Origin of the sequence: Blautia hydrogenotrophica DSM 10507, from assembly GCF_034356035.1 — a bacterium.
Classification (GTDB): domain Bacteria; phylum Bacillota; class Clostridia; order Lachnospirales; family Lachnospiraceae; genus Blautia_A; species Blautia_A hydrogenotrophica.
Genome location: NZ_CP136423.1, coordinates 792,996 through 818,296 on the forward strand (window position 1 = coordinate 792,996; position 25,301 = coordinate 818,296).

The window sequence follows — 25,301 nt, forward strand, 5'->3', positions numbered from 1 at the left end:
TCGGGAGGTGAAAATTTGAAGAAAGCTTGGATAGGAAAGGGAACTTTAGCAGTCGCTGTGATGGCTCTGGCTGGCTTTTTGCTGGGCAAAGACAGTATTTCTTTTTATAGCTGGTGGATGCTGGCAGGGATACTGGGACTTTTGTTTCAGCCGCTGACTGCGCGGCTGTTCAGCGGCTTTGCCGATCGAGGCTGGATGTTCTCGAAGGTGATCGGAGTGCTGATTCCTGGATACTTGACTTGGGTGTTGGTGGTTGGAGGAATTCTTCCGTTTACCACTGCCTCCTGTATAGGAGTCACGGCGGTGTGCGCGGTCTTGCTGATTGTATGGTGCTTTCAGGACGCGAAAAAGAGGATTCTGACCCTGCCGGAGGGCCAGTGGAACCTGGTGTATTGGGAGGAGCTTATTTTCCTCGTGATGTTCCTGCTGTGGACTTATCTGGCGGGATTTCGCCCACAGGCCTATGGGACGGAAAAATTTATGGACTATGGTTTTATGGAGGCGATGATGCGCAGCGTGACGCTTCCGGCAAAAGATCTTTGGTATTCTTTGGAGAATATCAACTATTATTACGGCGGACAGTATTTTGCCGTCTTTTTGACGAAGCTGACGGGAACACAGGTGGCGGTGACTTACAATCTGATGAGGACGTTTGAGGCTGGTCTGATGTTTGCGCTTCCCTGTTCTCTGGTCTGGCAGCTGCTGCGGGACAGAATGGGAAAGAGCCTGGTAGGAAAGAAGAAATCTATCCCGGTTCTGGGAGGACTTTTGACCGGTGTGGCCGTGAGTATGGCCGGAAACATGCATTATGTGATCTATGCCTGGATTTGGCCCAGGCTGGCCGATCTGGGGATCGTTTCCGAGAGGGATGACTATTGGTTCCCAGATGCGACCAGGTATATTGGACATGACCCAGAGACTGCGGACAAGACGATTCATGAATTTCCCAGCTACTCTTTTGTGCTGGGCGATCTGCATGCGCACATGGTGAATCTAATCTTCGTGATCTTGATTCTGGGAATACTCTACGCCTGGATGAGACAGAAGAGAAAGCAGGATAGGGAGACATTTCGGCAGTTCGGTAAGAGTCAGGTGGTAGCGGAGCTGCTTCAGCCTGGAATTTTGGCTGCGGCGGTGTTGCTGGGTGTCTATCAGTGGACGAATTATTGGGATTTCGTTATCTATTATGTAGTCACCGGCGCAGTTGTGCTGTTTACGAATATCATCGTCTATGAAGGTCGGGTGCGCCGGATCGCGGCAGTGACTTTTTTGCAGGCGGTGGAAGTGATGGCCGTCGCCATGGTTGTGGCTTTGCCGTTTACCCTCACCTTTGATTCCATGACTCAGGGAGTTGCGCTGGCTCAAAACCACTCAGCGTTTTATCAGTTATGTATTTTATGGGGATTGCCTGTGGTGTTGGTGTTGATCTATGGAGTCACTCTGTTGTGGGAGAAAGTCAGGAGCAGACGATGGGCGTTCTTAGAAGGAATCCGTACGCCAGATCTCTATATTTTGATTTTGGGACTCTGTGCTGTTGGTTTGATTTTGATACCAGAGTTAGTCTATGTCAGGGATATTTATGAGAACGGAAATGCCAGGTCCAACACGATGTTTAAACTGACTTATCAGGCGTATCTAATGTTCGGAATCAGCATGGGATATATCCTCTTTTGGCTGCTGGCAGTTTGCAGGAAAAGGTGGAAGAAGGTCGCCGGGGCCGTGGGTCTTAGTCTACTGTTGATGACTTCCGGGTATTTTGGAAATGCGGTGCGTCATTGGTACGGCGAGGTGTGGAGACCATCTCTTTATCAGGGATTAGATGCCACGAGCTTTCTGGAAGTGGATTTTCCAGCGGATGCGGCTGCGATTCGGTGGCTGAGAGAGAATATCCAGGGGAGTCCTGTGGTCTTGGAGGCCAATGGACTGAGCTATACGGAGTACGAGAGAGTCTCAGCGATGACTGGGCTGCCGACGATTCTGGGATGGTATACTCATGAGCAACTCTGGAGAGGAAACGATGTGGAAGATCTCAATGAAAAGAGCGCAGAGGTACAGGAAATCTATACATCCACAGAGGAACAAAGGGTGAGAAGCCTGTTGGAAAAATATGATGTGTCTTATATTTTTGTGGGAAGCACGGAGTGGGACAAGTATGGCAGCAGTCTGAATGAAGATTTGCTCCAGAGCCTGGGGACAGTTGTGTTTCAGGATGAGATCTACGGAACTTATATCTTGCAGGTAGAGTAGAGAAGATAAACCTGCCTGTACCGAGCACATCCGCCTGTGGCGGTTGCTCTTTCCTGCTATAGAACAAAGTGGGCAAGCCCACTTCAGATCCCCCATCTCCTCAATCTTTGAGGGGCACGTCCTACTTTGCGCGCCGCCGCAACACCGCCTCGCGGTGAAATTCCTTATTGCGGCGTGCGCATCCTTAACGGAGCGTTTTGTAATAGGAAGGAGCTTTCACGCATTAGCGTGACAAGGTCTTTCCTATTTTATATAAGATTTTATATAAGAAATGAGGGGTACCGCTATGGGTGTGCGGTACCCCTCTTCTAAAAGAGAGAATAAGTGGTTTTGCTATAGATATTCTTTTTTGACCTTGGCCCCTACGAATTGCACGGCTCTTGATGCTAGAATTAAGGTGGGGTCTGTTTTGGGGTAATCAAACCCATATAGGTCGAAGGCGACGGGAAGCTCCGTGCAGCCTAGGACCAAGGTCTGTGCGCCTTTTCGGAAAAGGTCTTCGATAGTTTTTTTAGTTGGTTTTGTGTCAATCTCTTTGTTTCCGGCTTTGACGCCGTTGTAGATTAAATCCATGATATGTACCTGGTTTTCAGGAGGGGGCACCACGATAGAGATGCCCCGCTTTTTAAATGCCTTTTCGTAGACAGCGGTTTGAAGCGTTCCGTCTGTGGCCAAAAGCCCTATTTTCCTTAGCCCTCTGTCGGAAATGGCTTTGGCCGTCTCATCAATCATGCTTAAAAAAGGGATGTCCACGAAAGGCAGAATCCTGTCGTAAAAATAGTGAGCCGTGTTGCATGGCATAATCAGGACGTCGGCTCCGAAACTTTGTAGCCGAACAGCGCTTTTTACCATCTCGGGAACCGGGTCTTTGCCATGGCGGATGATCGCGTTGGTTCTGTCGGAAATCTCAGTGTTGTTGTCGATACAGATTCGAACATGCTCTTGATCGCAACTGGCGTCGGTGATTTGTATAATTTTGCTGAATAAGTCACAGGTGGCCAGCGGCCCCATTCCTCCTAGAATTCCAATTGTCTTTCGCATTTATCATCTTCCTCGGCTATAAATTAGGGGGGCTATTGAGCAGCTTGCTTGGAGCTAGGCGGAAGTTTGCCTTCTTTTCGGTCCTCCATAAAGGAGATGCAGGCTGCACAAGCCATATTTCCAGTGGTATTTACTGCGGTTCTTCCCATGTCTAAGATACGGTCGATACCAGCGACCAATGCGATGCCCTCCAAAGGCAGGCCTACAGACTGGAGAACCATGGAAAGCATAATCATACCGGAACCTGGGACTCCAGCTGTTCCGATAGATGACAGAACGGCAGTTGCGACAACGGTGATCTGCTGGGCCAGATTTAAGTCTTGCCCGAAAATCTGTGCGATAAAGATGGCACATACACCTTGATAAATTGCGGTTCCATCCATGTTGATGGTGGTTCCCAGTGGTATGACGAAACTAGAAATGTCTCGCCGGCTTCCCATTTTCTCAGAACAATCTAGAGCCATTGGCAGAGCTCCCATACTGCTGGAAGTGGAGAAAGCCATAACTGTTGCAGGCATTGCAATTTTAAAGAAACGCAAAATTGGTATTTTTGCGAAAAATTTCGTGAGTGTGGAATAGGTGAGTACCATGTGCAGGACATACACAAAGTAGCAGACTAAAATGAGTCTTAGCAAAGGAAGCAAAACATCCGGTCCGTTCTCTGCGATAACCGGTACCAGCAGAGCGAATACACCGATCGGAGACAGTCTGATGATGACTTCCATTACTTTCATACATACTTCTGTGGCACTGTCCACGAAGTCTCCGAACGTTTTCCCTTTCTCACCAGCCATCAAGATACCGGCTCCGAAAAACAACGCGATGACGATGACCTGTAGCATATCAGCACTGGCGAGCGGCTCAAATGCGTTTGATGGAAAGACGTTCATAAAGGTTTCACCCATAGAAGGTGCCTCTACTGCCTCGTAAGTAAGCGACTCACCAGACAGTTGATAACCACTTCCTACATTCAAAAGATTTGCGAAAATCAGACCTAAGGTGACAGCAAAGACGGTGGTCGCCATGAAAAATACGATCGTTTTGACACCGGCTTTTCCTACTTTCTTGATATCTTGCATAGAGATGACGCCGGATATGATGGAACTTAGAACCACAGGCACGACGATCATCTTGATGAGATTCAGGAAAATAGTGCCGAAAGGTTTGATATAAGTGTTGGCGATGTCCGCGTGTTTCTGCATCAGAATGCCGACGATGATTCCCAAGATCATACTTATGAGAATAAAATGCGGCAGCGACAGTCTTTTTTTCTTCATTGATACCCCTCCTCGATCAGTGATTGTACTTTGTCTCTAAAATGTTCTCCATGCCAGCTATTTTTACACAGAGGGTAAAAATTTTCATTGCAGTTTCTAGCTCGTCCAGATTTGGGTAAGAAGGCGCGATTCGGATGTTGGAATCGGCTTCGTCTTTTCCATAAGGATAAGTAGCACCGGCTTTGGTGAGAACTACGCCGGCTTCCTTGGCCAGCTGTACGGTACGTCTTGCACAGTGGGGGAGTGTATTGACGGACACGAAATATCCTCCTTTCGGAGAAGTCCAATCGGCTAAGCCGGTACCGCGAAGCTCCCGATCGAGCCAGGTTTCTACTAGATCGAATTTAGGACGGAGCTGCTTGGCCAGTTCTCCCATGTGCAGACGTATGTTTTCTGGTGTCTTAAAATATTTTACATGACGCAGTTGGTTGACCTTATCGTGACCAATGGTTTGCGCAGACATGTGTTTTTTCAATTCAGCAATATTGGACGGTCCGGATGCCACAAGGGCTACGCCTGCTCCTGGAAATGTTATTTTGGATGTGGAGAAGAAGTAATATACCCGTTCTGGGTAACCTGCGACCTGACATTCTTCAAAAATGTTCTTCAGAGAGACCTCTTCATATACGTGGTGTACTCCATAGGCGTTGTCCCAGAAAATTCGGAAATCAGGGGCTGCGGTCTCCATGGAAGCAAGCATGGACACTACTTCGTTACTATAGCAGACACCGCTGGGGTTTGAGTGAAGAGGCACGCACCAGATGCCTTTGATCAGTGGGTCGGCTTTGACCAGCTTCTTGACTTGCTCCATGTCCGGGCCGTCATCCAGCAGTGGGACAGGAATCATCTCGATTCCTAACTCTTCACAACAGGTAAAATGTCGGTCATATCCTGGAACCGGACAGAGAAACTTGACAGGAGTACCGTTTAAAGAATAGTATATCCAAGGTTTTTCGCCTCCTGTGCCAAATAGACAGAGACTGGATAAGGTATCAAACATCAGATTCAGGCTGGAATTGCCGCCGATAATCAGAGCTTCTTCTTTTAGCCCCAAGAGCAGGGCGAACAGTCTTTTGCATTCAGGAATTCCGTCCAGGATGCCGTAGTTTCTGGCATCTGTCCCATCTTCCAGAAGGTAGCCGTCCATCTCCTTTAACAGATCGTTGCTCAAATCCAACTGTGAAGGGCTAGGTTTTCCGCGGGTCAGGTTCAGATTCAAATTTTGTCTTTGGTAAGAAGCATATTCCTCTTTTGCTTTTTGGAGTTCTTTGGTAAGTTCTTCTTGTGTGTAATTGTTAATGGGGGTCATTGTATCCTCCTTTCTTTTTTGGTATTGAAGACACCGCCCACGCAGGGCAGAGTCTTCTATCTTAAAAACCACCTGGTACAGTGAAGTCAACGGGGCGTATGTTGGGGGGAGTCGAGGTGATTTTCAGATCATTTTTTATTCGACATGCGTTCTGTTTTGTGTTATTGTTAATTCTGTAAAAAGAACTGCTTTTTTGAAAATTGTTGAAATGTTATATTTTTCCTCCGCATTTGATGAGTTTATTATAGAAATATACCAGGACAATAGCAAATATTTATAAAACTATAAAAGTTATAAGTATTTGCTTATAAAAGGAGGGTGCCTATGTTTAACGGTATGAAGTATGTCTACGAGGTATATAAAGAAAGAAGTTTCTCCAATGCGGCGCGAAATCTCTACATTTCCCAGCCTGCTCTGAGTGGAATGATTAAGAAGATTGAGAAAAATATTGGAATGCCTCTGTTTGACCGAAGCACGACGCCGATTCAGTTGACGGAATGTGGAAAGAAATATATTAAAACCGCCGAGAAAATTATGAGCTTGGAGGACGAGTTTGCCTACTATGTGGGCAAATTAGATGAATTAAAGACGGGGCGTCTTACGGTGGGAAGTACATACCTGTTTTCTTCTTTTGTACTACCGAAATATATCAAGAAATTTAAAGCGTCTTACCCGGATGTAAAGGTGAGTTTGTTTGAAGGAAACAGTAATCTTTTGGAGAAAAAGTTGGCCAATGGGGAGTTGGACTTTGTTGTGGACAACTATCTGTTGGACGAAAAGGTATATGACAGAATATCTATGATGAAGGAGCGGCTGCTTTTGGCTGTCCCGGCGTCTTTTTCCAGTAACCGCCGTGCCTCGACTTACCAGCTGACGGTGAATGATATTATTAATGATGTGCATCTGAATCCTTCTTTTCCAGCGGTTCCGCTGAAAAAATTTCAAGATGAGCCCTTTATGGTCATGAGACAGAATAACGATACCAGGGACCGAGTGGAGGCGATCTGTAAGCGTGCAAACATTTCTCTGAATGTGACACTGAAACTGAATCAGTTGATGACGGTGTATCATCTCTTAAAGTTCGAACTGGGAGCTTCTTTTGTCAGTGACACGATTGTCAAATGCTTTCCCTCAAATGATACGGTGCTCTATTACAAATTGGATGACCTGGCGGCGGTGCGGGATGTCTATCTGTTTTACCGCAGAAATAGATATCTGACCAGGAGCATGGAAGAGTTTATGAAGATTGTGTTAGAGGAGCAGCCTGAGGAAGTAATTATATAAGTATTTACTTATGTGAATTATTTTTGTATATATGAACAAGCGATAACTGGAAAAAATAGTAAAAATGACGAAAAGCTGTCCGGTCTATGGTACTATGGTTCGAGGGTAGCTTTTGAGACGGCAGATAAACAAAAGTCTTTGCAGTTTACAGATTTTAGGGTATAATAAGAGAAGCGAGATATTGAAAGAATACGGAGGTAAACAATATGTTAGTATCTGCTACAGAAATGCTGAAAAAGGCGAAAGCTGGTCACTATGCGGTAGGACAGTTCAACATCAATAACCTGGAATGGACAAAGGCGATTCTCTTAACCGCGCAGGAGAATCATTCACCGGTGATCTTGGGAGTGTCTGAGGGTGCAGGTAAATACATGGGTGGCTATAAGGCTATTGTGGGTATGGTGAATGGTATGCTGGAAGAACTTAAAATTACTGTTCCAGTTGCTCTTCATTTGGATCACGGTTCTTATGAACACTGCTACAAATGTATGGACGCAGGATTTTCTTCTGTTATGTTTGACGGTTCTCACTATCCGATTGAAGAGAATGTGGCAAAGACAAAGGAATTGGTGGGAGAGGCTCACAAGAGAGGTGTCTCCATAGAAGCTGAGGTGGGTTCCATCGGCGGAGAAGAAGACGGAGTTATCGGAATGGGTGAGTGTGCTGACCCGAAAGAGTGTAAGGCGATTGCAGATTTAGGCGTTGACTTCCTGGCAGCAGGTATTGGAAATATCCATGGAAAATATCCGGAGAACTGGCAGGGACTTTCTTTCGAGACTTTGGACGGCATTCAGCAGCTGACAGGTGAGCTTCCTCTGGTACTTCACGGAGGTACAGGAATTCCGGCAGATATGATTAAGAAAGCCATCACTCTGGGTGTTGCTAAGATTAACGTGAATACAGAGTGCCAGCTGGCATTCGCTGAGGCGACCCGCAAATATGTGGAAGAGGGAAAAGATCAGCAGGGCAAAGGCTATGACCCGCGTAAGCTGTTGGCTCCTGGATTCGAGGCTATCAAAGCCACGGTGAAAGAAAAAATGGAACTGTTTGGCTCCGTTGACAAAGCTTGATAGTAGAAGAGAATATATAAATATATTGGCAGCAGAAACCTAGGTTTCTGCTGCCGATTTTTGCGCTCAAAGGGCCGGCGCGGCCTGACAAAAAATCTTTGTGAACTTTTTTCAGATTTTCTGTATTTTTAATATAATTATGTTATAAAACTGTACAAAAAGGAGGTGGCGATATGCCGCAGATCAGACCGATTACTGACCTTCGTAATACCAACGAGATCTCAGACATCTGCCATGCCAAACGGGAGCCGGTATTTATCACGAAAAACGGCTATGGCGATCTGGTGGTGATGAGTATCGAAACCTACGAAGCAATGGTGGAAAACGCAGCGATGGACACCGCAATTTCAGAAGCAGAGGCCGAATATGAACGGGATGGGCAGCTCTATGACGCAAGGGAGGCGTTGGTTTCTTTAAAGAGGAGGCATTTTGGATAAATACGACGATGCCCTACCGCTGCCCGGAACGGAAACGAGGGGGTTATGCTAACCGGGGATACCGGCATCTCTTTGTGGAGAACTACACCGCCGTTTTTCGGATTGATGAAGCAAAGAAAATGGTGATTGTGGTGACAGTTCGCTATTCTCCAAGTGAATTTTGAACTGAATAATGGATACTGCGAAAAGCAGTCTGTGAAAGCAGGCTGCTTTTTCGCGTTTGAGACCGTTACATTCCGTCCCCCCCACAGGGGATGATTTTAAGGAACTACGTTCCTAGTGAGTTGACTACGGTATCGAGAGGGGGAGGAGTTCTCAGGAGAGGAGATTTCTTTTGAGACAATCTAGAAATTCATAACAATCTTCTTCAGAGATTGCCCCCATGTTTGCAACCTGGAACATTCCCATCTCTAGATATTTGCCTTTTCCTGGATATAACGTGTAGCCATCCATTTCCATTTGCGAGAGGAATTTGTGTAAGTCTAAATGTTTAGGGAGAAAAACGGAAGTCACAGTGTTGGATAAATGCTCCTGAATTAAGAGTTCTAATCCCAATTCTTTGAGTCCGTTTCTTAAGATTTCAGCATTTTTCGCGTAACGCTGAACGCGGTTTTCTACTCCTTCATTCAAAATATTGTCAAGAGCAGCATCCAAGGCCCAAAACAGAGTTACGTTTGGTGTGTTTGGGGTTTGACTGTTTTCTTTGGCGGCGCTGTAGTGTTTGTAGAGGTTTAGGTATACATTCTTACATTGGTCCGGACTCAAAGACTGCAATATGCTTTCTTTGGCACAGATGTAGGCGGAGCCAGGGAAGGCGCCGAGACATTTTCCGCCCACAGAAGTGGTAATGTCAATGTGGTTTTCTGCTACGTCAATGTTCTGTCCGGCTGCTGCGGAGACAGAATCTACGAAGAAAATTTTTCCATATTTTTGTGAAAGCTCCCCCACTTCATGGACAGGATTAATCATTCCGGTGGAAGTCTCGTGGAATACCATTGCGATTACTTTAATATCAGGATTTTCTCGCAAAACTTGTTCCACATCTTTCAGATCTGGTGGCGTTGCCCATGGAGTATCAATTTTCAGCATAGGAATTTGATATTTCTGGATAATTTCCTCTAAGCGTTCCCCAAAGACGCCGTTACTGATTAAAAGGACCTTGTCGTGGGAAGAAGCGAAAAGAGAAGATAATACGGTTTCATTGGCAGCAGTGCCTGAACCAGAGATCACGAGAGAATAATAGCTGTCGTCTGCACCGAAGAGTGTGCAGATCTTTTTTTGAAGCTTTTGGAATAGTTCTTCAAATTCAGAGCTTCTGTGGCATATATCGGGATGCAGCAGAGCTTTTCGTACATTGTCTTCCACCATGACAGGTCCCGGGCTGAATAATTTTTGCTTTTTCATCACATTCCCTCCTAAAATGAATTTAATTATCATATATCTGATAACCTGATATTATCGAAAAATAGAAGGAGATTATAGAACAAATCGGAACTCACCTCTAGGAATTCGTCATATAATTGAGTATAATTTGAATAAGTTATCTGATATCTGCTATGCGGTAAGGCGAAAATTTTAGGAGGAAAGCGATGGCGGAATATTATCTTGGAATCGATCAGGGGACGACGGGGACTATGGCTCTTTTGCTGGATAAGTCCTGGAAGGTTGTTGCAAAGGGGTACCGGAGACATCGTCAGTATTATCCCAAGCCAGGCTGGGTAGAACAAGATGCAGTTGAGCTGTGGAAGGATGCAAAACAAAGCGTGCAGGAGGCAGTGAGAAAGGCAGGAATAAGACCCGGCGAGATCAGAGGAATTGGATTAGATCATCAGGGAGAGTCGGTGGTTGTCTGGGACCGTATCACAGGTGAACCGGTTTATCCGGCAATACTTTGGCAGGATAGGAGGACTTCAAGACAGGCAGATGAGCTAAGAAAAAACTATGGAGACTACATAGAGAATACGACAGGGTTGAAGGCAGATGCCTATTTTAGCGGGACGAAGATACAATGGATATTAGAGCAGGTGCCGGGAATGGCTGAAAGATTGAGAAGCGGCAGAGTCCTGGCGGGGACGATGGACAGCTGGCTAATCTGGAATATGACAGGGAGAAGACACCATGTTACCGACCTTTCTACAGCATCTAGAACTATGCTGCTGAATTTAGAGACAGAACAATGGGATGAAGGAATGCTGAATTTGCTGGGTATTCCAAGAGGAATCCTGCCGGAGCTTATACCGAGTGCCGGGGTATATGCATATACAGATCCAGACTGTTTTTTGGGAGAACGAATTCCAGTAGGAGCAATTTTGGTAGACCAGCAGGCAGCTTTGTTTGGTCAATGCTGTTTTCAACCAGGAGATGTGAAAGCCACTTATGGAACGGGATGCTTTTTGTTGATGAATACGGGAGACAAGAGAGTATTTTCGAAAGGAGGTTTATTGCCTACCGTTGCGTGGAAACTTCCGGATTATAGGACGACCTATGCTCTGGATGGTGGTGTATACACTGCGGGAACAGCTATTTCTTGGTTGCAGGATGAACTGCGTTTATTTGAACAGCCGGAAGAGACAGAGCAGATGGCTAAAAGCGTGGCTGATACGGGGGGAGTATTTTTTGTGCCGGCTTTTTCAGGTTTGGGAGCGCCTCACTGGGATCAGTATGCCAGAGGAACCTTAGTCGGACTTACCGGAGGAACTCAAAAGGAGCATATTGTGAGAGCAGCGTTGGAAAGTATTGCCTATCAAGTCTCCGAGAATATTCAGGTGATGAGGCAGGACTTACAGAGAGAAATTCAGGTGATAAGAGCTGATGGCGGGATGAGTGGCAATAGCTTTTTCATGCAGTTTCAGGCGGATATCTTAGACATCGCCGTAGATGTTCCAGTAATTAGGGAGACAACTGCACTTGGAGCGGCTTATATGGCGGCAGTGGGACTTGGGACTTTCACCAGAAGAGAAGAAATTGAAAAGAGATGGAAGCGGTATAGGAGATACGAACCTCAGATGAGTCGGCAAAACAGAGAGGCTCTCTTGGGAAGGTGGAAACAGGCAGTGGACAGAGCAAAAGGATGGGAGCGTAGTTAGTGAGAAAAAGTGAGAGGTATCTGGAAAAAATAGATAAAATAGTAGAATATTTTTTGGCACATATTACAGAAAATATTAATATTTATAGTAAACATATGAAAATAAAACTTAATTGTCTTGACAAATATAAGAAGTATATAGTATTTTGATTACAACACAACATATCAGATATGTGATAACATATAATATGAAAACTGGATAAAAATGGAAAGGAGATTGGAAAATGAGCGATTTTCAGTACTATGTTCCGACAAAAGTATATTTTGGAAATGGGAGTCTTGAAAAACTTGCGACTATGGATTTACCAGGGAAAAAAGCGATGATCTGTATGACAGAGGGGGTGAGGCAGTATGCGGGAAAAATTGTAGAATTGTTGGAACAAAATGGGGTGTCCACTGTGATTTTTGATCAAGTGCAGCCGAATCCGAACAGTACGGGAGTAATGAAGGCGGTAGCTTTGGCCCAGGAAAATGGAGTAGACTTTCTGATCGGCTTAGGAGGGGGCTCTAGTGTAGATACCGCGAAGGCAGCCGCAGTGGTGATGGCGAATGGTGGAGATGTATGGGAATATATGGGGGGAATGACTGGGAAATTAAAGCCGGTTAAGAGAGCATTGCCGGTGGTAGCTATTTCCACCACATCTGGGACAGGTACGGAGGTGAATCCATTCGCTGTGATTACGAAAGAAGAGACCTGTGAAAAAATAGATTTGAGTAGCGAGGCTGTCTACCCTGCAATCTCAATCATCGACCCTACTCTTCAGATGACAGTACCGGCAGCTTTGACAGCATGTCAGGGAATGGATGTGCTGTTTCATTCTGCCGAAGGCTATATTGCCAACTGTGCAACACCTATCAGTAATTTGTATGCGTTAGAGAGTATTAAGCTGGTAGCCCGATATCTTCCTAGGGCGGTAAAGGATGGCTCTGATTTAGAGGCACGGGAAGGGATGTGTCTGGCAAACCTTTATGCAGGAATTGTAGAGTCTACGTCCGCATCCACGTCAGAACATGCGATAGGCCATTCTCTGGGCGCTATGCATACTTCTACGCCTCATGGGATGGCGCTGTGCCTAGTCTGTGTAGAATGTTTCAAATACTACGCGAGGTATGTGCCACAGCTGCTTGCAGATATGGCTGAGGCGGTGGGATACCCTAAGACGCCGGAAAGCTTTGTGGAATTTTTGGAAGATCTCCTGGAACAGGTAGGGCTGGCACGTATTGACTATACACAGTGGGGAATTACACCGGAGCGTGCAGAGGAATATGCGAGGAACTCTTACGAGGTGACACAGGTTCTACATGACAGCGATATCCATCCGATGCCGCTGGAAGACTGCGTCGGAATTATTGAGAGATCTTTGGCGAGAGCGGTAAACAAGGAAGAGTAAAAAAAGAGGGAGACATATGAGAGCAAAACATGTATTTCGAACTGTGGATACCCATACGGCAGGACAGCCCACCAGGACCGTAGTGTCGGGGCTGCCGCCGATTCCGGGGAAAACGATGGAAGAAAAATTGCTGTATGCAAAGGAAAAATACGATTGGGTGAGGACGCTTTTGATGTGTGAGCCTAGAGGCAGCAATGTGATGTCGGGGGCCATTTTGACAGAACCTTGTACCCCGGGGACGGATGTGGGGGTTTTGTACATGGAAGTAGGCGGATGGATGCCTATGTGCGGGCACGACACCATTGGAGTGGGAACTGCTCTGGTGGAATGCGGAATGGTGAAAGTTGCCGAGCCTTATACAGAGCTGAAGCTGGACACAGCGGCAGGCGTTGTGACTCTGAAGATAAAAGTGAGCGGACAAAAGGCGGAAACGGTGAGTTTTGTGAATGCGCCGGCTTTCATGCTCAGGAGTCAGGAAACTGTGGACACAAAAGAATACGGGAAGGTTACTGTGGACATCGGATACGGCGGAAATTTTTATGCGATTGTCGACGTACAGGCGGTGGGACTGGATTTAAAGAGAGAGAATTACCGAAGCTTGATCGACGCTGGTAATCTGCTGAAAACATACATCAATGAACAGCTTCCAGTGGTACATCCGGAGAAACCATTTATCAATGAGACAACTCATATTGAATTTATAGGTCCATCGGATACCCCAGGTGTCTACAACAAAGATGCGGTAGTTTTTCCGCCGGGGGATATTGATCGTTCACCGTGTGGGACCGGTACTTCGGCCAGATGTGCTCAGCTTGTGGCGGAGGGAAAACTAAGAGTTGGCGAAAGTTTTGTACATGAGAGTTTTATCGGAAGTCTGTTTCGATGTAAAGCAGTGAAGGAGACAGAGGTGGCCGGTATACCGGCGGTGATACCGGAAGTGACTGGAAGCGCTTATATGATGGGAATGAGCACCTTCTTTTTAGATCCTGATGACCCATTTCCGATAGGATTCCAGTTGTCTTAAAAGAGAACGGAGAATGAGAGATGAGAGTGAAAAAACATCCTATTTTGGGGACGATAGATTGGAAGGATAAAGTGAAAATCACAGTAGATGGGATGGAATTGTCTGCGGTGCGTGGAGAGATGATTGCGGCGGCTTTGATGGCGCATGGAATTAAGGTTCACAGATATACCACAAAGGCCCATGAACCCAGGGGAATTTACTGTGGAATTGGTCAGTGTACAGATTGTGTGATGATTGTGAATGGCAAGCCAAACGTAAGGACTTGTATTACCCCTGTGGAAGATGGAATGGTCATAGAGACGCAGGAGGGCTGCGGCAGAAAAAGAGGTGAATGCGGATGCGAAGAGAAGTCGTAATCATCGGTGGAGGGCCGGCTGGTTTATCTGCCGCTATTGAACTTGCCGAGACAGGAGCACAAGTGCTTTTGATTGATGAGAATAGGCAGCCTGGAGGACAGCTTTTTAAACAGATACATAAATTTTTTGGTTCCAGAGTGCATAACGCAGGTATCAGGGGTGTGGATATCGGCAAGAAGCTCCTAGAAGAGACAGAGACCTTAGGCGTGGAAGTGTGGCTGAACAGTGCTGCCATCGGAATTTTCGAGGAAAGACGGGTGGCAGTTCTCAGGAACGGGGAGACTGTGACGGTGGAGGCTGAGGCAATTTTAATTTGTACTGGCGGAGCTGAGAATGCCTTGAATTTTCCAGGTTGGACGCTGCCCGGTGTTATGGGAGCTGGGGCGGCTCAGACGATGGTAAATGTAAATCATGTTCTTCCCGGAAAAAATGTGCTGATGGTGGGCTCAGGAAATGTGGGGGTCATCGTTACTTACCAGTTGCTTCAGGCAGGTGCAAACGTGGTTGGAATCGTGGAGGCGGCCCCCAAAATAGGCGCATATGGGGTTCATGCGGCAAAAGTGAGGAGGGCGGGAGTGCCATTTTATCTGAATCATACGATTATCCGAGCAGAAGGGGAAAGTCAGGTGAAAAGAGCAGTCATAGCCCAATTAGATCAGTGGACTCCCATACCAGGAACCGAGAAAGCCTTTGATGTGGATGTGGTCTGCATTGCTGCTGGACTTAGACCTACTTCTGAGCTGGCCTGGATGGCTGGCGTGAAACATATTTTTGTGCCGGAATTGGGTGGATGGATGCCGCAACATTCAGAGAATATGCAGACCAGCGTGAAAGGTATCTATGTGGCAGGTGATACTGCTGGAGTGGAGGAGGCTAGCACAGCAATGGATGAGGGCAGATTAGCAGGAATTTCCATTGCTGAGAGTCTTGGCTATCTGACGACTAAGGAAAGTGCAGACAGGCAGGAAGAGACGCGCCAACGACTTATGGCGCTGCGTATGGGGCCGTTTGGAGATAAAAGAAGGAATGCGAAGGATAGAATTATGGGGGGAGGGTGCTGAGTGGAAAATCGAGGAATTTTATATGACGGCTATCCGTCTATTCTTGAGATCAAAGAGGCAAACAACTGGCCGAGTGAAGAACGATTTCGTAGAGGGCCGGTGGCAATTTCAGAGTGTGTGCAGCAGATTCCCTGCAATCCCTGCGAGAAATCCTGTCCTGTGCACGCGATTCATGTGGGGTCTCCGATCACCAACACACCGAGAATTGATCTGGATTTGTGCGTGGGATGTGGAAACTGTGTGGCATTATGTCCAGGTCTCGCGATTTTTGTGGTAGACAAGACATACAGTGAGCAGGAGGCGACGGTGACGTTTCCGTTTGAATATTTGCCTCAGCCCGTTGTAGGGGATGAGATACAGGCGCTGAACCGGGCGGGAGAATTTGTGTGTACCGGACGAGTCGTGAGAATTGTAAATAAGAAAAAAAACGATCACACAGCAGTAATCACCATTGCGATTCCGAAAGTACATGCGGACCAGGTGAGAACCATGCAAAGGGAAGGTGTGGCAGAGGTGAAAGATCCCTGGGAGAATGCGAAGGGAAATGACAAGATACCGGATGAGATGATTGTTTGCAGATGTGAGGAAGTCACTGCCGGCGAGATTCGAAGAGCAATCCGGGAGCATGGGGCGAGGACAGTCACTGAGGTGAAGAGACGCGTAAGAAGTGGAATGGGTCTTTGCCAGGGCAGAACCTGCTCAAAGCTGACAATGAAGATTTTGGCAGAGGAGACAGGTAGAATGTCTGAGGAAATTTCACCAGCTACCAGCAGACCGCCGGTTCGTCCGGTTACATTCGGCGAGCTTGCGAGAGGGGGAACAAAAGATGAGTAAGAGACAGACCGAGGTAGCCGTGATCGGAGCAGGGGTGATCGGGTCTGCGGTTGCCTATTATGCGGCAAAGGCAGGTTTTCAGGTGGCTTTGATTGACGCTGGAGACAGCGCACAGTTTACTTCCAGCCGCTGTGATGGAAATGTTTTGGTCAGTGATAAAATGCCTGGTTATGATACGAGTCTGACGGCGAGAAGCCAGGAGCTTCTGGATGAATTGAGTGACGAGTTGGATTATGACTTCCAGTGGGAACGACGGGGCAGCATGTTGGTTATGGAAAATGAGCAAGAGATGGAAATGGGCCAAAAGCTGTGCGAGGATTTTAAGGCAAACGGCATTACTGGGGTCCATATGATGGACCCAAACGAATTGGCCCAGAGAGAGCCCTATCTGGCCAGGGATTTGGCTGGGGGCATGTGGTTTGATGGTGATGGTTGTCTGTATCCGATGGGGCTGTGTTACGGATTGGCGGAGGGACTGAAAAAATACAGGGGAGAACTTCTGCTTCATCAGCCCGTGACGATGGTGAAGAAAAGCGGAAAAGGCTTTGTATTGTCCACACCTGACTATGAAATTTGGACAGAACGGGTGGTGAACTGCGCAGGAATTCAGTCGGCAAGGGTAGGGGCGATGTCAGGGATTGAGATTCCTGTAAAGCCTAGGCAGGGACAGATTTTGGTGTCGGAGCCGACCGTCCAGCTGGCGAAGCAAAAAGTCATGGAATTCGGTTATATGATGGCGAAATTCCAAAGTTCTGACTATGTACGCCCTGTGACGTCTCTGATGGAGAAGTATGGGGTTGCTCTGGTCTATGAACCGACCGGAGGAAACAATTTTCTCCTGGGCAGCAGCCGCTACTTCACAGATATGGATGATGTAAAAGTAGATATAGAAGTGATGAAAGCGATTGCACTCAGAGGAATCCGATTCTTTCCGGCTATGGCTGATGTGAAAGTGATTCGTAGTTATGCGGGAATTCGTGCGTATACACCGGATCATATGCCGATTATTTCAGATACAGTGGTTGACGGTTATTATGTGGCTACCGGACACGAGGGGGATGGGGTTGGACTCTCAGCAATTACAGGTGTTTTGATGACCCAACTGCTGTCGGGAGAAGTCACGGAGTTTGATATGGAACCTTTGAGACTGAGTAGATTTTAGGACTATTCAGAGATTATATAGAGATGAGATATAGATAAAAAAGCAAAAACTAAGATTGGAAATTGGGTCTTTCGCAGCCGGCAGTGTAAGGCCCGTTGACAATATGTAACACATAAAGCAGGAATCTCACAAATTTACTGTTCGTGGGATTGTATTTCCGGGAAGAAGAAAATGAGGAGGAAACCAGATGAAGTTAAAGAAAATGTTAAGTGTACTGTTGGTCTCGGCTGTTTTAGTAAGTATGATGGCATGTGGGGGAGAGACTGAGAGTTCTTCCGATGGGGGAGAGAAGGCATCTGCAGGCGGCAGTGATACGATCACCATCGGTGCGAGCCTTCCTATGACAGGCTCTGTGGCTTTGAACGGAGAAATGATATTGGAAGGGATTCAGATGGCTGTGGATGAGTGCAATGAGGCTGGGGGAATTGATGGAAAAGAAGTAGTCATTGATGCCCAGGATGACCAGGCGGAGCCTAATCAGGCTGCCAGTGTGGCAAATATGATGAGTGCGGATGAGAAGATTGTAGCTATCATAGGAAGTCTGAAGAGCTCCTGTACCCTTGCAGCGGCCCCTATCTACGAGGAAGCGGGAGTAGTAGCTCTATCACCAGACTCCTCCTCACCAGAAGTGACGAATGCAGGAGAATATATTTTCAGAATCAAAAATTCTGATGTGGTTTTAGCTCAGACAATGGCGAAAGGTGCAATCTCGGACGGGCACACGAAATTTGCTATTTTGTATGAGAATAATGATTACGGGGCAGGAGTATTGGAGCAATCTCAGATTGCCATAGAAGAGGCAGGCTGTGAGATTGTGTGTACGGAGTCGATTTTGACAGGAGAGCAGACAGACTTTAGTTCTATTATCTCTAAGATTAGAGAATCTGGGGCAGATGCGATTTTAATGGGCGTAGATTACAACGAGTCCGGTTTGGTTATGAAACAGATGAAAGATGCAGGACTTGATTTACCAAGATATGCGACGGACGGGCTGTTTACAGATGCTTTCATCGAAGTAGGTGGCGAGGCGGCAGACGGAACCACGGTTTTGACCTCTTTTATCACATCAGACCAAAGTGAAAATGTGCAGAATTTTATCAAAAAATATCAGGAAAAATATGACGGCGAGATGCCTTCTATTTTCCAGGCAGAGGGATACGACTGTGGAAAGATTGTCATCGAAGCGATTGAGAATGCGGGAACGGACCGCAAAGCTATCAGGGATTACATGGCGACGATGTCTTATCAAGGAGTGACAGGAGACTGTACGTTTGATGAAAATGGAGATGTCAATATTCCTTTGAAACGCTGTATCGTGGAAGAGGGAGAATTTGTACTTTTAGAAGAATAGGAGCAGACTGCGAAGCCAGTGAATAGGGATGGGAGGGCTATTCAGTCAGGATAAAAAGTTATCCTGACTGGGGCCTCTAGTACAGAACAATAAGGAAAGGGGGATGGAAATTTGTTTATTCAAAATCTAGTAAACGGTATTACTTTGGGGTCCGTATTTGCTCTGATTGCATTGGGATACAGTATGGTATACGGCGTCCTATTCTTTGTAAATTTTGCCCATGCAGATGTAATGATGTTCGGAGCATATTTTTCATTGATTTTACTGGGCTCAAATTTGCCGCTTCCGATAGCGATTTTGTGTTCCGTGACCATGTGCGCGATTATGGGTGTTTTGATAGAGTTTTTAGCCTACAGAGCGTTGAGAGGCTCTACGAGGTTGGCCGCTATGACCAGTGCGATGGGGGTATCTATTATCTTACAGGTGTTGGCCCAATTGATTTGGGGGTCCGGTACGAAGAGTATTCGTTCTCATTTAGATTTCTCAGTGACACAGCTTAATCTTCCTGGTGGAATTACAATTAGCAATTTGCAGATCATTACCTTAGCGGTAGCTATAGTCATGATGCTCGGGCTGACTTTGTATCTGCGAAGGACAAGATCGGGAAAAGCTCTGAGGTCTACCGCCTTGGACAACGAGGCTGCTAGACTGATGGGAATCAACACAAACCATGTAATCAGCATGACCTTTGCCATCGGTTCAGGGCTTGCAGCTATTGGAGGATTTCTCGTGGCAGCACAATATGACGCCATTTATCCTACCATGAGTCAGTCTGTAGGAAATAAAGCGTTTGCCGCGGCGATTTTAGGCGGAATCGGAAATATACCCGGAGCAATGGTGGGAGGTATTTTAATCGGTATTGCAGAGTCTTTAGGGGCTACTTATATTTCTTCTCAATATCGGGACGCAGTTGCGTTTATTGTCCTGATTCTTGTACTGCTGATTAAACCTACTGGAATCATGGCTAAGAAGAGTAAGGTGTAAAGGAGGAGAATAAGATGAGAGAAAAGTTTAGAACTTGGAACAGAGAAAAAGTCATCGGAATCTTTCTCCTGGCCTTTGCCCTAATTGGTCCTTTGGTGATACACCAGAATTATATCATTCACTTGATGGTGATGTGCGCCATCTATGCGGGACTGGCTTGTTCTATGAACATTATTTTAGGATATACAGGGTTGTTTTCCCTGGCTCACGCAGCGTTTTGGGGGATTGGAGCCTACACTTCGGGGATTCTGGTGGGAAAGCTTGGATTTCCAATCTGGGTGGGGGTTTTGTTGTCGGGTGTCGTCGCCTGCATTTTCGGGATGATTATCGCGATTCCCTCGCTGAATTTAAGAGGAGATTATCTAGCGATCGTAACGCTGGGATTTGGACAGATTGTACGTTTGATTGAGCTGAATGAACAATGGCTGACAAATGGAGCGATGGGAATCACTGCGATACCGAAGCCGGCATTGTTTGGAATTAAATTTGGACGCGTGCAGTTTTTCTATCTAGCTTTAGCCATTACGTTGTTGGTGATGCTGGTGATTTATAGGCTGGTGAAATCTCGCGTTGGCCGGGCACTGATTGCGATTCGGGAGGATGACCTGGCAGCCATGGCTATCGGTGTGAATGTGAGAAATTATAAGATACTGGCCTTTGGAATTGGAACGTTCTGCGCAGGCCTGATGGGCAGTGTCTATGCGCATTATATTACCTTTATCAGCCCAGACCAGTATACGTTTCAGATTTCCGTAAACATTTTCTGTATGGTGATCTTAGGGGGGATGGGCACGACTATCGGCCCAGTACTGGGAGCAATTGTACTGACGCTTTTACCGGAGGTGATGAGAACCTTCGATGTCTATCGCATGATTATTGTTGGTCTACTCATGGTACTGTGTATGATTTTCAGACCACAGGGAATCATTGGTTCCTATGTGGTAGGTGGCACCTCGATCTGGGATACCCTTTCGAGAAAACGAAAAAAAGCGAAAAAGGGACAGCAAGGAGGTCGGTGAAATGTCAGTGATATTGAGAGCAGAACATGTGTGCAAGGCTTTTGGCGGTGTAAAAGCATTGAACGACGTTAGTTTTGAGATTCGAGAGGGAGAGATCATTGGCTTGATCGGACCGAATGGAGCGGGAAAAACTACGATGTTTAATATTATCGCAGGTGTCTATCCGGCGACCTCTGGAAACGTGGAATTTTTAGGAAAAAATATCAATACAGTTCCCACTCACAATCGCGTGAAGATGGGGATGGCCAGAACTTTTCAAAATATCAAACTGTTTTCCAATGTCAGCGCTTTGGAAAATGTGCTGGCAGGATGTCATAACTGGTCGAAAAGCCAATGGCTGCCTATCATTCTGGGACTGCCAAAGATAAAGGAAGACGAGAGACGTAGTCGAGAATACAGCCTTCAAATGCTGGAATTTGTAAATCTGATTGAGAAAAAAGATGTTTTTGCCAGAAACCTTCCCTATGGAGAGCAGAGAAGCCTTGAGATTGCCAGAGCGTTAGCAGCGAAACCTAAAGTTTTGCTGCTGGATGAGCCAGCGGCTGGTATGAATGAGGTGGAGAAGGACGCCCTTCAAATTTTAGTGGCGGATATTCGGGAAAAATTAAAGATTACTGTGTTGATTATCGAACACGATATGAAGGTGATTATGAATCTCTGTGACAGAATCAATGTACTTGCTCAGGGGGAAAAGATTTGTGAGGGTTCTCCGCAGACGGTACGTCAAGATCCTAAGGTTATAGAAGCTTACCTGGGCAGTGCCATGGGAAGGAGGGACCGATTTGTTAAAAATTGATAATATCAATGTGTCCTATGGACAGATTCGCGCCTTACAAAATGTGTCTCTCGAAGTGAATGAGAATGAAATCGTGGCGTTGATTGGGAATAATGGGGCAGGGAAGAGTACCACCCAAAAGTCTATCGTTGGATTGGTCTGTGTAAACTCTGGCTCCATTACCTTTCAGGGAAAAGAATTGACGCAGATGAAAACAAATAAGATTGTCAAAGAAGGGGTCTGCCTGGTTCCAGAGGGAAGAAGAATTTTTTCCACGATGACAGTCCGGGAGAATCTGGAAATGGGGGCCTATCTCAGCAAGGATAAAGCCAGGTTCGCGGAGAATGAAGCTCGAATTTACGATATGTTTCCGATTTTGAAAGAACGTTATAAGCAGCAGGGAGGAACCCTGAGTGGAGGACAGCAGCAGATGCTGGCAATTGGAAGAGGGCTGATGTCCAATCCTAAGATTTTATTGTTGGATGAACCATCGTTGGGACTTTCTCCTATGAATGTGGAGGTTGTAGCAAAGACCGTTGTGAAGATCAAAGAAGAAGGAATCCCGGTACTGTTGGTGGAACAAAATGCAATGATGAGCCTGGGAATCTGCGATCGGGCGTATGTGCTGGAAACGGGTTCTATTATTACACAGGGAACTGGAAAAGAGATGCTGGAAAACGAAGAGGTGAAGAAAGCTTATCTGGGACTCTGAGAAAGGAAGGGCTGTGAAGCTTAATACATATGAACAGGAGATGCTGTCGGGGAAGCATGGCGAGGCGAAGCGCGTCGCTATGAAAATCCTCAGCAGAATGGGAGAAATCTACGGCGCCGAAGAAATGATTTCTGTGGAGTCAGCGCATATTGACGGATGCTCCTACTCAGCGGTCTGGGACGCGGGATTGGATTTTGCTGAAAAGATGGAAAAGCTGGGAGGACAAGTGGCAGTCCCCACTTCTTTGAATATTACTTCCCGTGATATTCGCGAATGGGAGAAATTTCAAGTTCCTGTGGGATTTGCAAAGAAGTGCGAGAGAATGGAAAACGCTTACATAAATATGGGGTGTATTCCCACTTGGACCTGCTCGCCCTATCAATATGGCAATGTACCGCGTTTTGGAACACATATCGCCTGGGCTGAGTCGAATGCGGTGAATTATGCGAATTCCATTCTGGGGGCACGCACAGAGAGATATGGAGATTTGATAGATCTTTGCTGTGCTTTGGTCGGGAGAGCTCCATATATGGGACTTCACAAAACGGAAAATCGGGCGGCGAAAGTCGTCTATGATATCAGTCAAATACCGATGAAATATTTGGAAGACCCTTCTGCCTTCGCTGTGTTGGGCTACCTGGTGGGAAAGGATGTCAAGGAGGAGATACCGGCTGTCGTTGGCGCGGAAAGTTTTGTCGGGAAGGAACATTTGAAGGCTTTTAGTGCTGCCTCAGCCGCATCAGGGTCGGTTGGGATGTTCCATGTGATAGGTTGTACTCCGGAAGCGCGGACCCTGAAAGAAGCGACGCAGGGAAAAGAGGATACGCGTAATGTGGCGGTGGATGAGGAAATGTATTGGCATGCGTATGAAGAATTGACGCATCTTAGTGAGAAGAGAGAAGAAGCGCAAAGCGCGGATTTGGTCTTAATTGGGTGTCCCCACCTGTCTTATGACCAGATGGAATATCTGTACAGGTATTTGAAAATAGGAAAAAAGAATGAACAGGTACGGTTTCTTGTACAGACGAGCGATATGGTCTACCAATTGTTGTCTAGGAGTGGCTTGGCGCGAAAAATGGAAGATTGGGGCATTGAGTTTATGCGGGACGGCTGTATTTTAAACCAACCGATGAATGACTGGAAGCTGAAGCGAGTGGTGACAAATTCAGGGAAGATGGCCTACTATGCGCCGGGACATCTGAAAGCATCGGTGTACTTTAGAGGAATGGTAGATTGTGTGCGAAGCGCAGTGGAAGGAAGGGTGATGGGACCTTGTGGGAAATGACTGCGTTTTCTGTGGTGGAAGGCAGTGCTTTCGCGGAAGTACTGAAAGAAGAAAGAGGGCTAAGCTTCTGGGGCGGTGTAGACGCGCAGACAGGATGTGTGATTGACCAAAGAAGCAAACTGTGTGGGCAGAGCTTGACAGGTAAGATACTATGTATGCCCCAGAGCAAGGGGTCCTGTTCATCTACAGGCATTTTATTGGAGATGATTCGGGTGGGAATCGCGCCTTCCGGATTCATACTGTGTAAGGCTGAAGGGATATTGGCAATGGGGGCTGTGATAGGACAGGAGCTGTATGGTGTCGATGTGCCGGTCTACACAGTGGAGAGAGAAAATTATGACAGGATACAGGACCACCAGATTATGAAAATGAAACAAGGTAAGATCTATGTATTTGAAAAGGGGGAAGAGCTTTGAATGGTTTTGTCTATTATTCTCCCACCAAAATTTTGTTTGGAAAGGACATGGAATGGGAGGTGGGGCGTGAGATTGCAGCCCAAGGAGGCTCTAGGGTATTGCTTGTCTATGGAGGTGGCAGTGCGAGAAAAAGCGGGCTTCTAGACAGGGTAGAAAGCGCTTTGGCAGACGAGGGAATTTCTTTTTGGTGCTTGGGGAATGTACAGCCGAATCCGTTGCTGGAACGAGTGTATGATGGTATCGAGCTGATAAGAGAGAAAAAAATTGATTTTGTGTTGGCCGTAGGAGGCGGAAGTGTGATTGACACGGCCAAAGCTGCCGCTTTGGGGGCGGAATATAAGGGAGATGTTTGGGATTTTTATGAGCACTTAGCGGAACCGAAAAAGATGCTTCCAGTGGGGTGTATTTTGACCCTTCCAGCGTCTGGCAGCGAGAGCAGCCAGGCATCTGTAATCACCTCGCAGAAAAATGGGGGGATGAAAAAGGGGTTGAATCATCCGATTCTCAGACCCAAATTTGCGATTTTAAATCCAGAATTGACCTATACTCTTCCTGCCTATCAGACAGCCTGCGGAGTTGTAGATATCATGATGCACACGCTGGAAAGATATTTGTCGTATGGATGGGACAATGAAATTACAGATAACATTGCAGAAAGTTTGTTGAGAACGGTAATAAAATATGCGCCGATAGCATTGAAGCAAGGGGATGACTATCAGGCGAGATCGGAACTTATGTGGTGTGGCAGTCTGTCCCATTGCGATTTGACAGGGCTCGGAATGCCGGGGGACTGGGCAGTTCATCAGATTGAGCATGAGTTGAGTACGGAGTATCAGGTGGCCCATGGAGCTGGACTGGCCGCAGTGTGGGGCTCTTGGGCAAATTACACCTTAGATGCAGGGGAAAGACGGTTCGCACGATATGCCCGTAATGTCTGGAAAATAGCAGAAAGTGAAGATAGGAAGGCTGCTGAGGCAGGAATTCAGGCTACAGAGGGCTTTTTTGCCGGGCTTGGAATGCCGATCTCGGTTTCACAGTTAATAGGACGTAAAATGACGCAGGAAGAGATTACGAAGTTAGCGCGCAAATGCACCTTTGGCGGAAAGCGCACGATAGGAAATTTAATCGTGATGAAGGAACCGCAAATTGAGAAGATATATCAACTGGCAAATCATTGAGAA

24 protein-coding genes are annotated in these 25,301 nt (G+C 46.5%); 20 read left to right on the top strand and 4 right to left on the bottom strand.

Annotated features, from left to right (window positions below; all coding sequences use genetic code 11):
- Positions 1–15 precede the first annotated feature (15 nt).
- On the top strand, positions 16–2,247 hold the full coding sequence (locus BLHYD_RS03840) for a DUF2298 domain-containing protein (protein ID WP_005949910.1): 2,232 nt from the start codon (positions 16–18) through the stop codon (positions 2,245–2,247).
- A 333-nt stretch (positions 2,248–2,580) separates the two neighbouring features.
- Here BLHYD_RS03840 and cuyB read toward each other — a convergent pair whose 3' ends face one another.
- Genes cuyB through BLHYD_RS03855 form a run of 3 tightly spaced genes read right to left on the bottom strand, consistent with a single transcriptional unit; the run spans position 2,581 to position 5,874 of the window.
- Positions 2,581–3,288 carry a cysteate racemase gene (gene cuyB / locus BLHYD_RS03845; protein ID WP_005948961.1) on the bottom strand — a complete coding sequence of 236 codons (708 nt, stop codon included), beginning with the start codon at positions 3,286–3,288 and terminating at the stop codon, positions 2,581–2,583.
- A gap of 32 nt (positions 3,289–3,320) precedes the next feature.
- A complete protein-coding gene (locus tag BLHYD_RS03850) occupies positions 3,321–4,565 on the bottom strand; it encodes a dicarboxylate/amino acid:cation symporter (RefSeq protein ID WP_005948963.1) in 1,245 nt (414 codons plus the stop codon).
- A 16-nt stretch (positions 4,566–4,581) separates the two neighbouring features.
- The gene (locus tag BLHYD_RS03855) at positions 4,582–5,874 is read right to left on the bottom strand and encodes an aspartate aminotransferase type Ic (protein WP_040350636.1); all 1,293 of its coding nucleotides are present in this window, start codon (positions 5,872–5,874) and stop codon (positions 4,582–4,584) included.
- Positions 5,875–6,198: 324 nt separating this feature from the next.
- Here BLHYD_RS03855 and BLHYD_RS03860 point away from each other — a divergent pair, with 324 nt between their 5' ends.
- From BLHYD_RS03860 to BLHYD_RS03875, 4 genes are all read left to right on the top strand, one after another.
- The gene (locus tag BLHYD_RS03860) at positions 6,199–7,158 is read left to right on the top strand and encodes a LysR family transcriptional regulator (RefSeq protein WP_005948967.1); all 960 of its coding nucleotides are present in this window, start codon (positions 6,199–6,201) and stop codon (positions 7,156–7,158) included.
- A gap of 206 nt (positions 7,159–7,364) precedes the next feature.
- A complete protein-coding gene (fba, locus tag BLHYD_RS03865) occupies positions 7,365–8,228 on the top strand; it encodes a class II fructose-1,6-bisphosphate aldolase (RefSeq protein WP_005948971.1) in 864 nt (287 codons plus the stop codon).
- Positions 8,229–8,401: 173 nt separating this feature from the next.
- Entirely contained in the window at positions 8,402–8,665 is a 264-nt protein-coding gene (locus BLHYD_RS03870) for a type II toxin-antitoxin system prevent-host-death family antitoxin (RefSeq protein ID WP_005948973.1), read from the top strand.
- A gap of 8 nt (positions 8,666–8,673) precedes the next feature.
- The gene (locus BLHYD_RS03875) at positions 8,674–8,829 is read left to right on the top strand and encodes a hypothetical protein (RefSeq protein WP_005948975.1); all 156 of its coding nucleotides are present in this window, start codon (positions 8,674–8,676) and stop codon (positions 8,827–8,829) included.
- Between the two features lie 151 nt (positions 8,830–8,980).
- Here the strand turns inward: BLHYD_RS03875 and BLHYD_RS03880 are convergent, their stop codons facing one another.
- Complete coding sequence (locus BLHYD_RS03880; RefSeq protein ID WP_021844517.1) at positions 8,981–10,069, bottom strand: pyridoxal-phosphate-dependent aminotransferase family protein; 1,089 nt, start codon at positions 10,067–10,069, stop codon at positions 8,981–8,983.
- A 185-nt stretch (positions 10,070–10,254) separates the two neighbouring features.
- On the opposite strand from BLHYD_RS03880, the gene glpK reads away from it, so the two are divergent.
- The 15 genes from glpK (at position 10,255) to BLHYD_RS03955 (ending at position 25,298) form a co-directional block, all read left to right on the top strand.
- Positions 10,255–11,751, top strand: a complete 1,497-nt coding sequence (gene glpK / locus BLHYD_RS03885) for a glycerol kinase GlpK (RefSeq protein WP_260784492.1) — start codon at positions 10,255–10,257, stop codon at positions 11,749–11,751.
- Between the two features lie 223 nt (positions 11,752–11,974).
- Positions 11,975–13,141: an iron-containing alcohol dehydrogenase gene (locus BLHYD_RS03890; RefSeq protein WP_005948985.1), complete on the top strand. Its 1,167-nt coding sequence runs from the start codon at positions 11,975–11,977 to the stop codon at positions 13,139–13,141.
- A gap of 16 nt (positions 13,142–13,157) precedes the next feature.
- On the top strand, positions 13,158–14,165 hold the full coding sequence (locus BLHYD_RS03895) for a proline racemase family protein (protein WP_005948987.1): 1,008 nt from the start codon (positions 13,158–13,160) through the stop codon (positions 14,163–14,165).
- 20 nt (positions 14,166–14,185) lie between these two features.
- Positions 14,186–14,521, top strand: a complete 336-nt coding sequence (locus BLHYD_RS03900) for a (2Fe-2S)-binding protein (RefSeq protein ID WP_005948989.1) — start codon at positions 14,186–14,188, stop codon at positions 14,519–14,521.
- A complete protein-coding gene (locus BLHYD_RS03905; RefSeq protein ID WP_005948991.1) occupies positions 14,503–15,582 on the top strand; it encodes an NAD(P)/FAD-dependent oxidoreductase in 1,080 nt (359 codons plus the stop codon). Before BLHYD_RS03900 ends, BLHYD_RS03905 begins: the two co-directional genes overlap by 19 nt.
- Positions 15,583–16,416, top strand: a complete 834-nt coding sequence (locus BLHYD_RS03910; protein ID WP_005948994.1) for a (2Fe-2S)-binding protein — start codon at positions 15,583–15,585, stop codon at positions 16,414–16,416. It abuts the gene before it with no gap.
- Positions 16,409–17,578 carry an NAD(P)/FAD-dependent oxidoreductase gene (locus BLHYD_RS03915; protein ID WP_005948996.1) on the top strand — a complete coding sequence of 390 codons (1,170 nt, stop codon included), beginning with the start codon at positions 16,409–16,411 and terminating at the stop codon, positions 17,576–17,578. Before BLHYD_RS03910 ends, BLHYD_RS03915 begins: the two co-directional genes overlap by 8 nt.
- Positions 17,579–17,765: 187 nt before the next feature.
- The gene (locus BLHYD_RS03920) at positions 17,766–18,929 is read left to right on the top strand and encodes an ABC transporter substrate-binding protein (protein WP_005948998.1); all 1,164 of its coding nucleotides are present in this window, start codon (positions 17,766–17,768) and stop codon (positions 18,927–18,929) included.
- A 111-nt stretch (positions 18,930–19,040) separates the two neighbouring features.
- Entirely contained in the window at positions 19,041–19,913 is an 873-nt protein-coding gene (locus BLHYD_RS03925; RefSeq protein WP_040350637.1) for a branched-chain amino acid ABC transporter permease, read from the top strand.
- A 14-nt stretch (positions 19,914–19,927) separates the two neighbouring features.
- Positions 19,928–20,932 carry a branched-chain amino acid ABC transporter permease gene (locus BLHYD_RS03930; RefSeq protein ID WP_055165737.1) on the top strand — a complete coding sequence of 335 codons (1,005 nt, stop codon included), beginning with the start codon at positions 19,928–19,930 and terminating at the stop codon, positions 20,930–20,932.
- 1 nt (position 20,933) lies between these two features.
- Entirely contained in the window at positions 20,934–21,728 is a 795-nt protein-coding gene (locus BLHYD_RS03935; RefSeq protein ID WP_005949036.1) for an ABC transporter ATP-binding protein, read from the top strand.
- Entirely contained in the window at positions 21,715–22,419 is a 705-nt protein-coding gene (locus BLHYD_RS03940) for an ABC transporter ATP-binding protein (RefSeq protein ID WP_005949038.1), read from the top strand. The genes BLHYD_RS03935 and BLHYD_RS03940 overlap by 14 nt, the downstream gene beginning before the upstream one ends.
- A 13-nt stretch (positions 22,420–22,432) precedes the next feature.
- Positions 22,433–23,704 carry an aconitase X catalytic domain-containing protein gene (locus tag BLHYD_RS03945; RefSeq protein ID WP_260784491.1) on the top strand — a complete coding sequence of 424 codons (1,272 nt, stop codon included), beginning with the start codon at positions 22,433–22,435 and terminating at the stop codon, positions 23,702–23,704.
- Positions 23,701–24,120 (top strand): aconitase X swivel domain-containing protein, encoded by a 420-nt coding sequence (locus BLHYD_RS03950; RefSeq protein WP_005953593.1) that lies wholly within the window; start codon positions 23,701–23,703, stop codon positions 24,118–24,120. The genes BLHYD_RS03945 and BLHYD_RS03950 overlap by 4 nt, the downstream gene beginning before the upstream one ends.
- Positions 24,117–25,298: an iron-containing alcohol dehydrogenase gene (locus BLHYD_RS03955; RefSeq protein ID WP_148391242.1), complete on the top strand. Its 1,182-nt coding sequence runs from the start codon at positions 24,117–24,119 to the stop codon at positions 25,296–25,298. Before BLHYD_RS03950 ends, BLHYD_RS03955 begins: the two co-directional genes overlap by 4 nt.
- Positions 25,299–25,301: the final 3 nt, after the last annotated feature.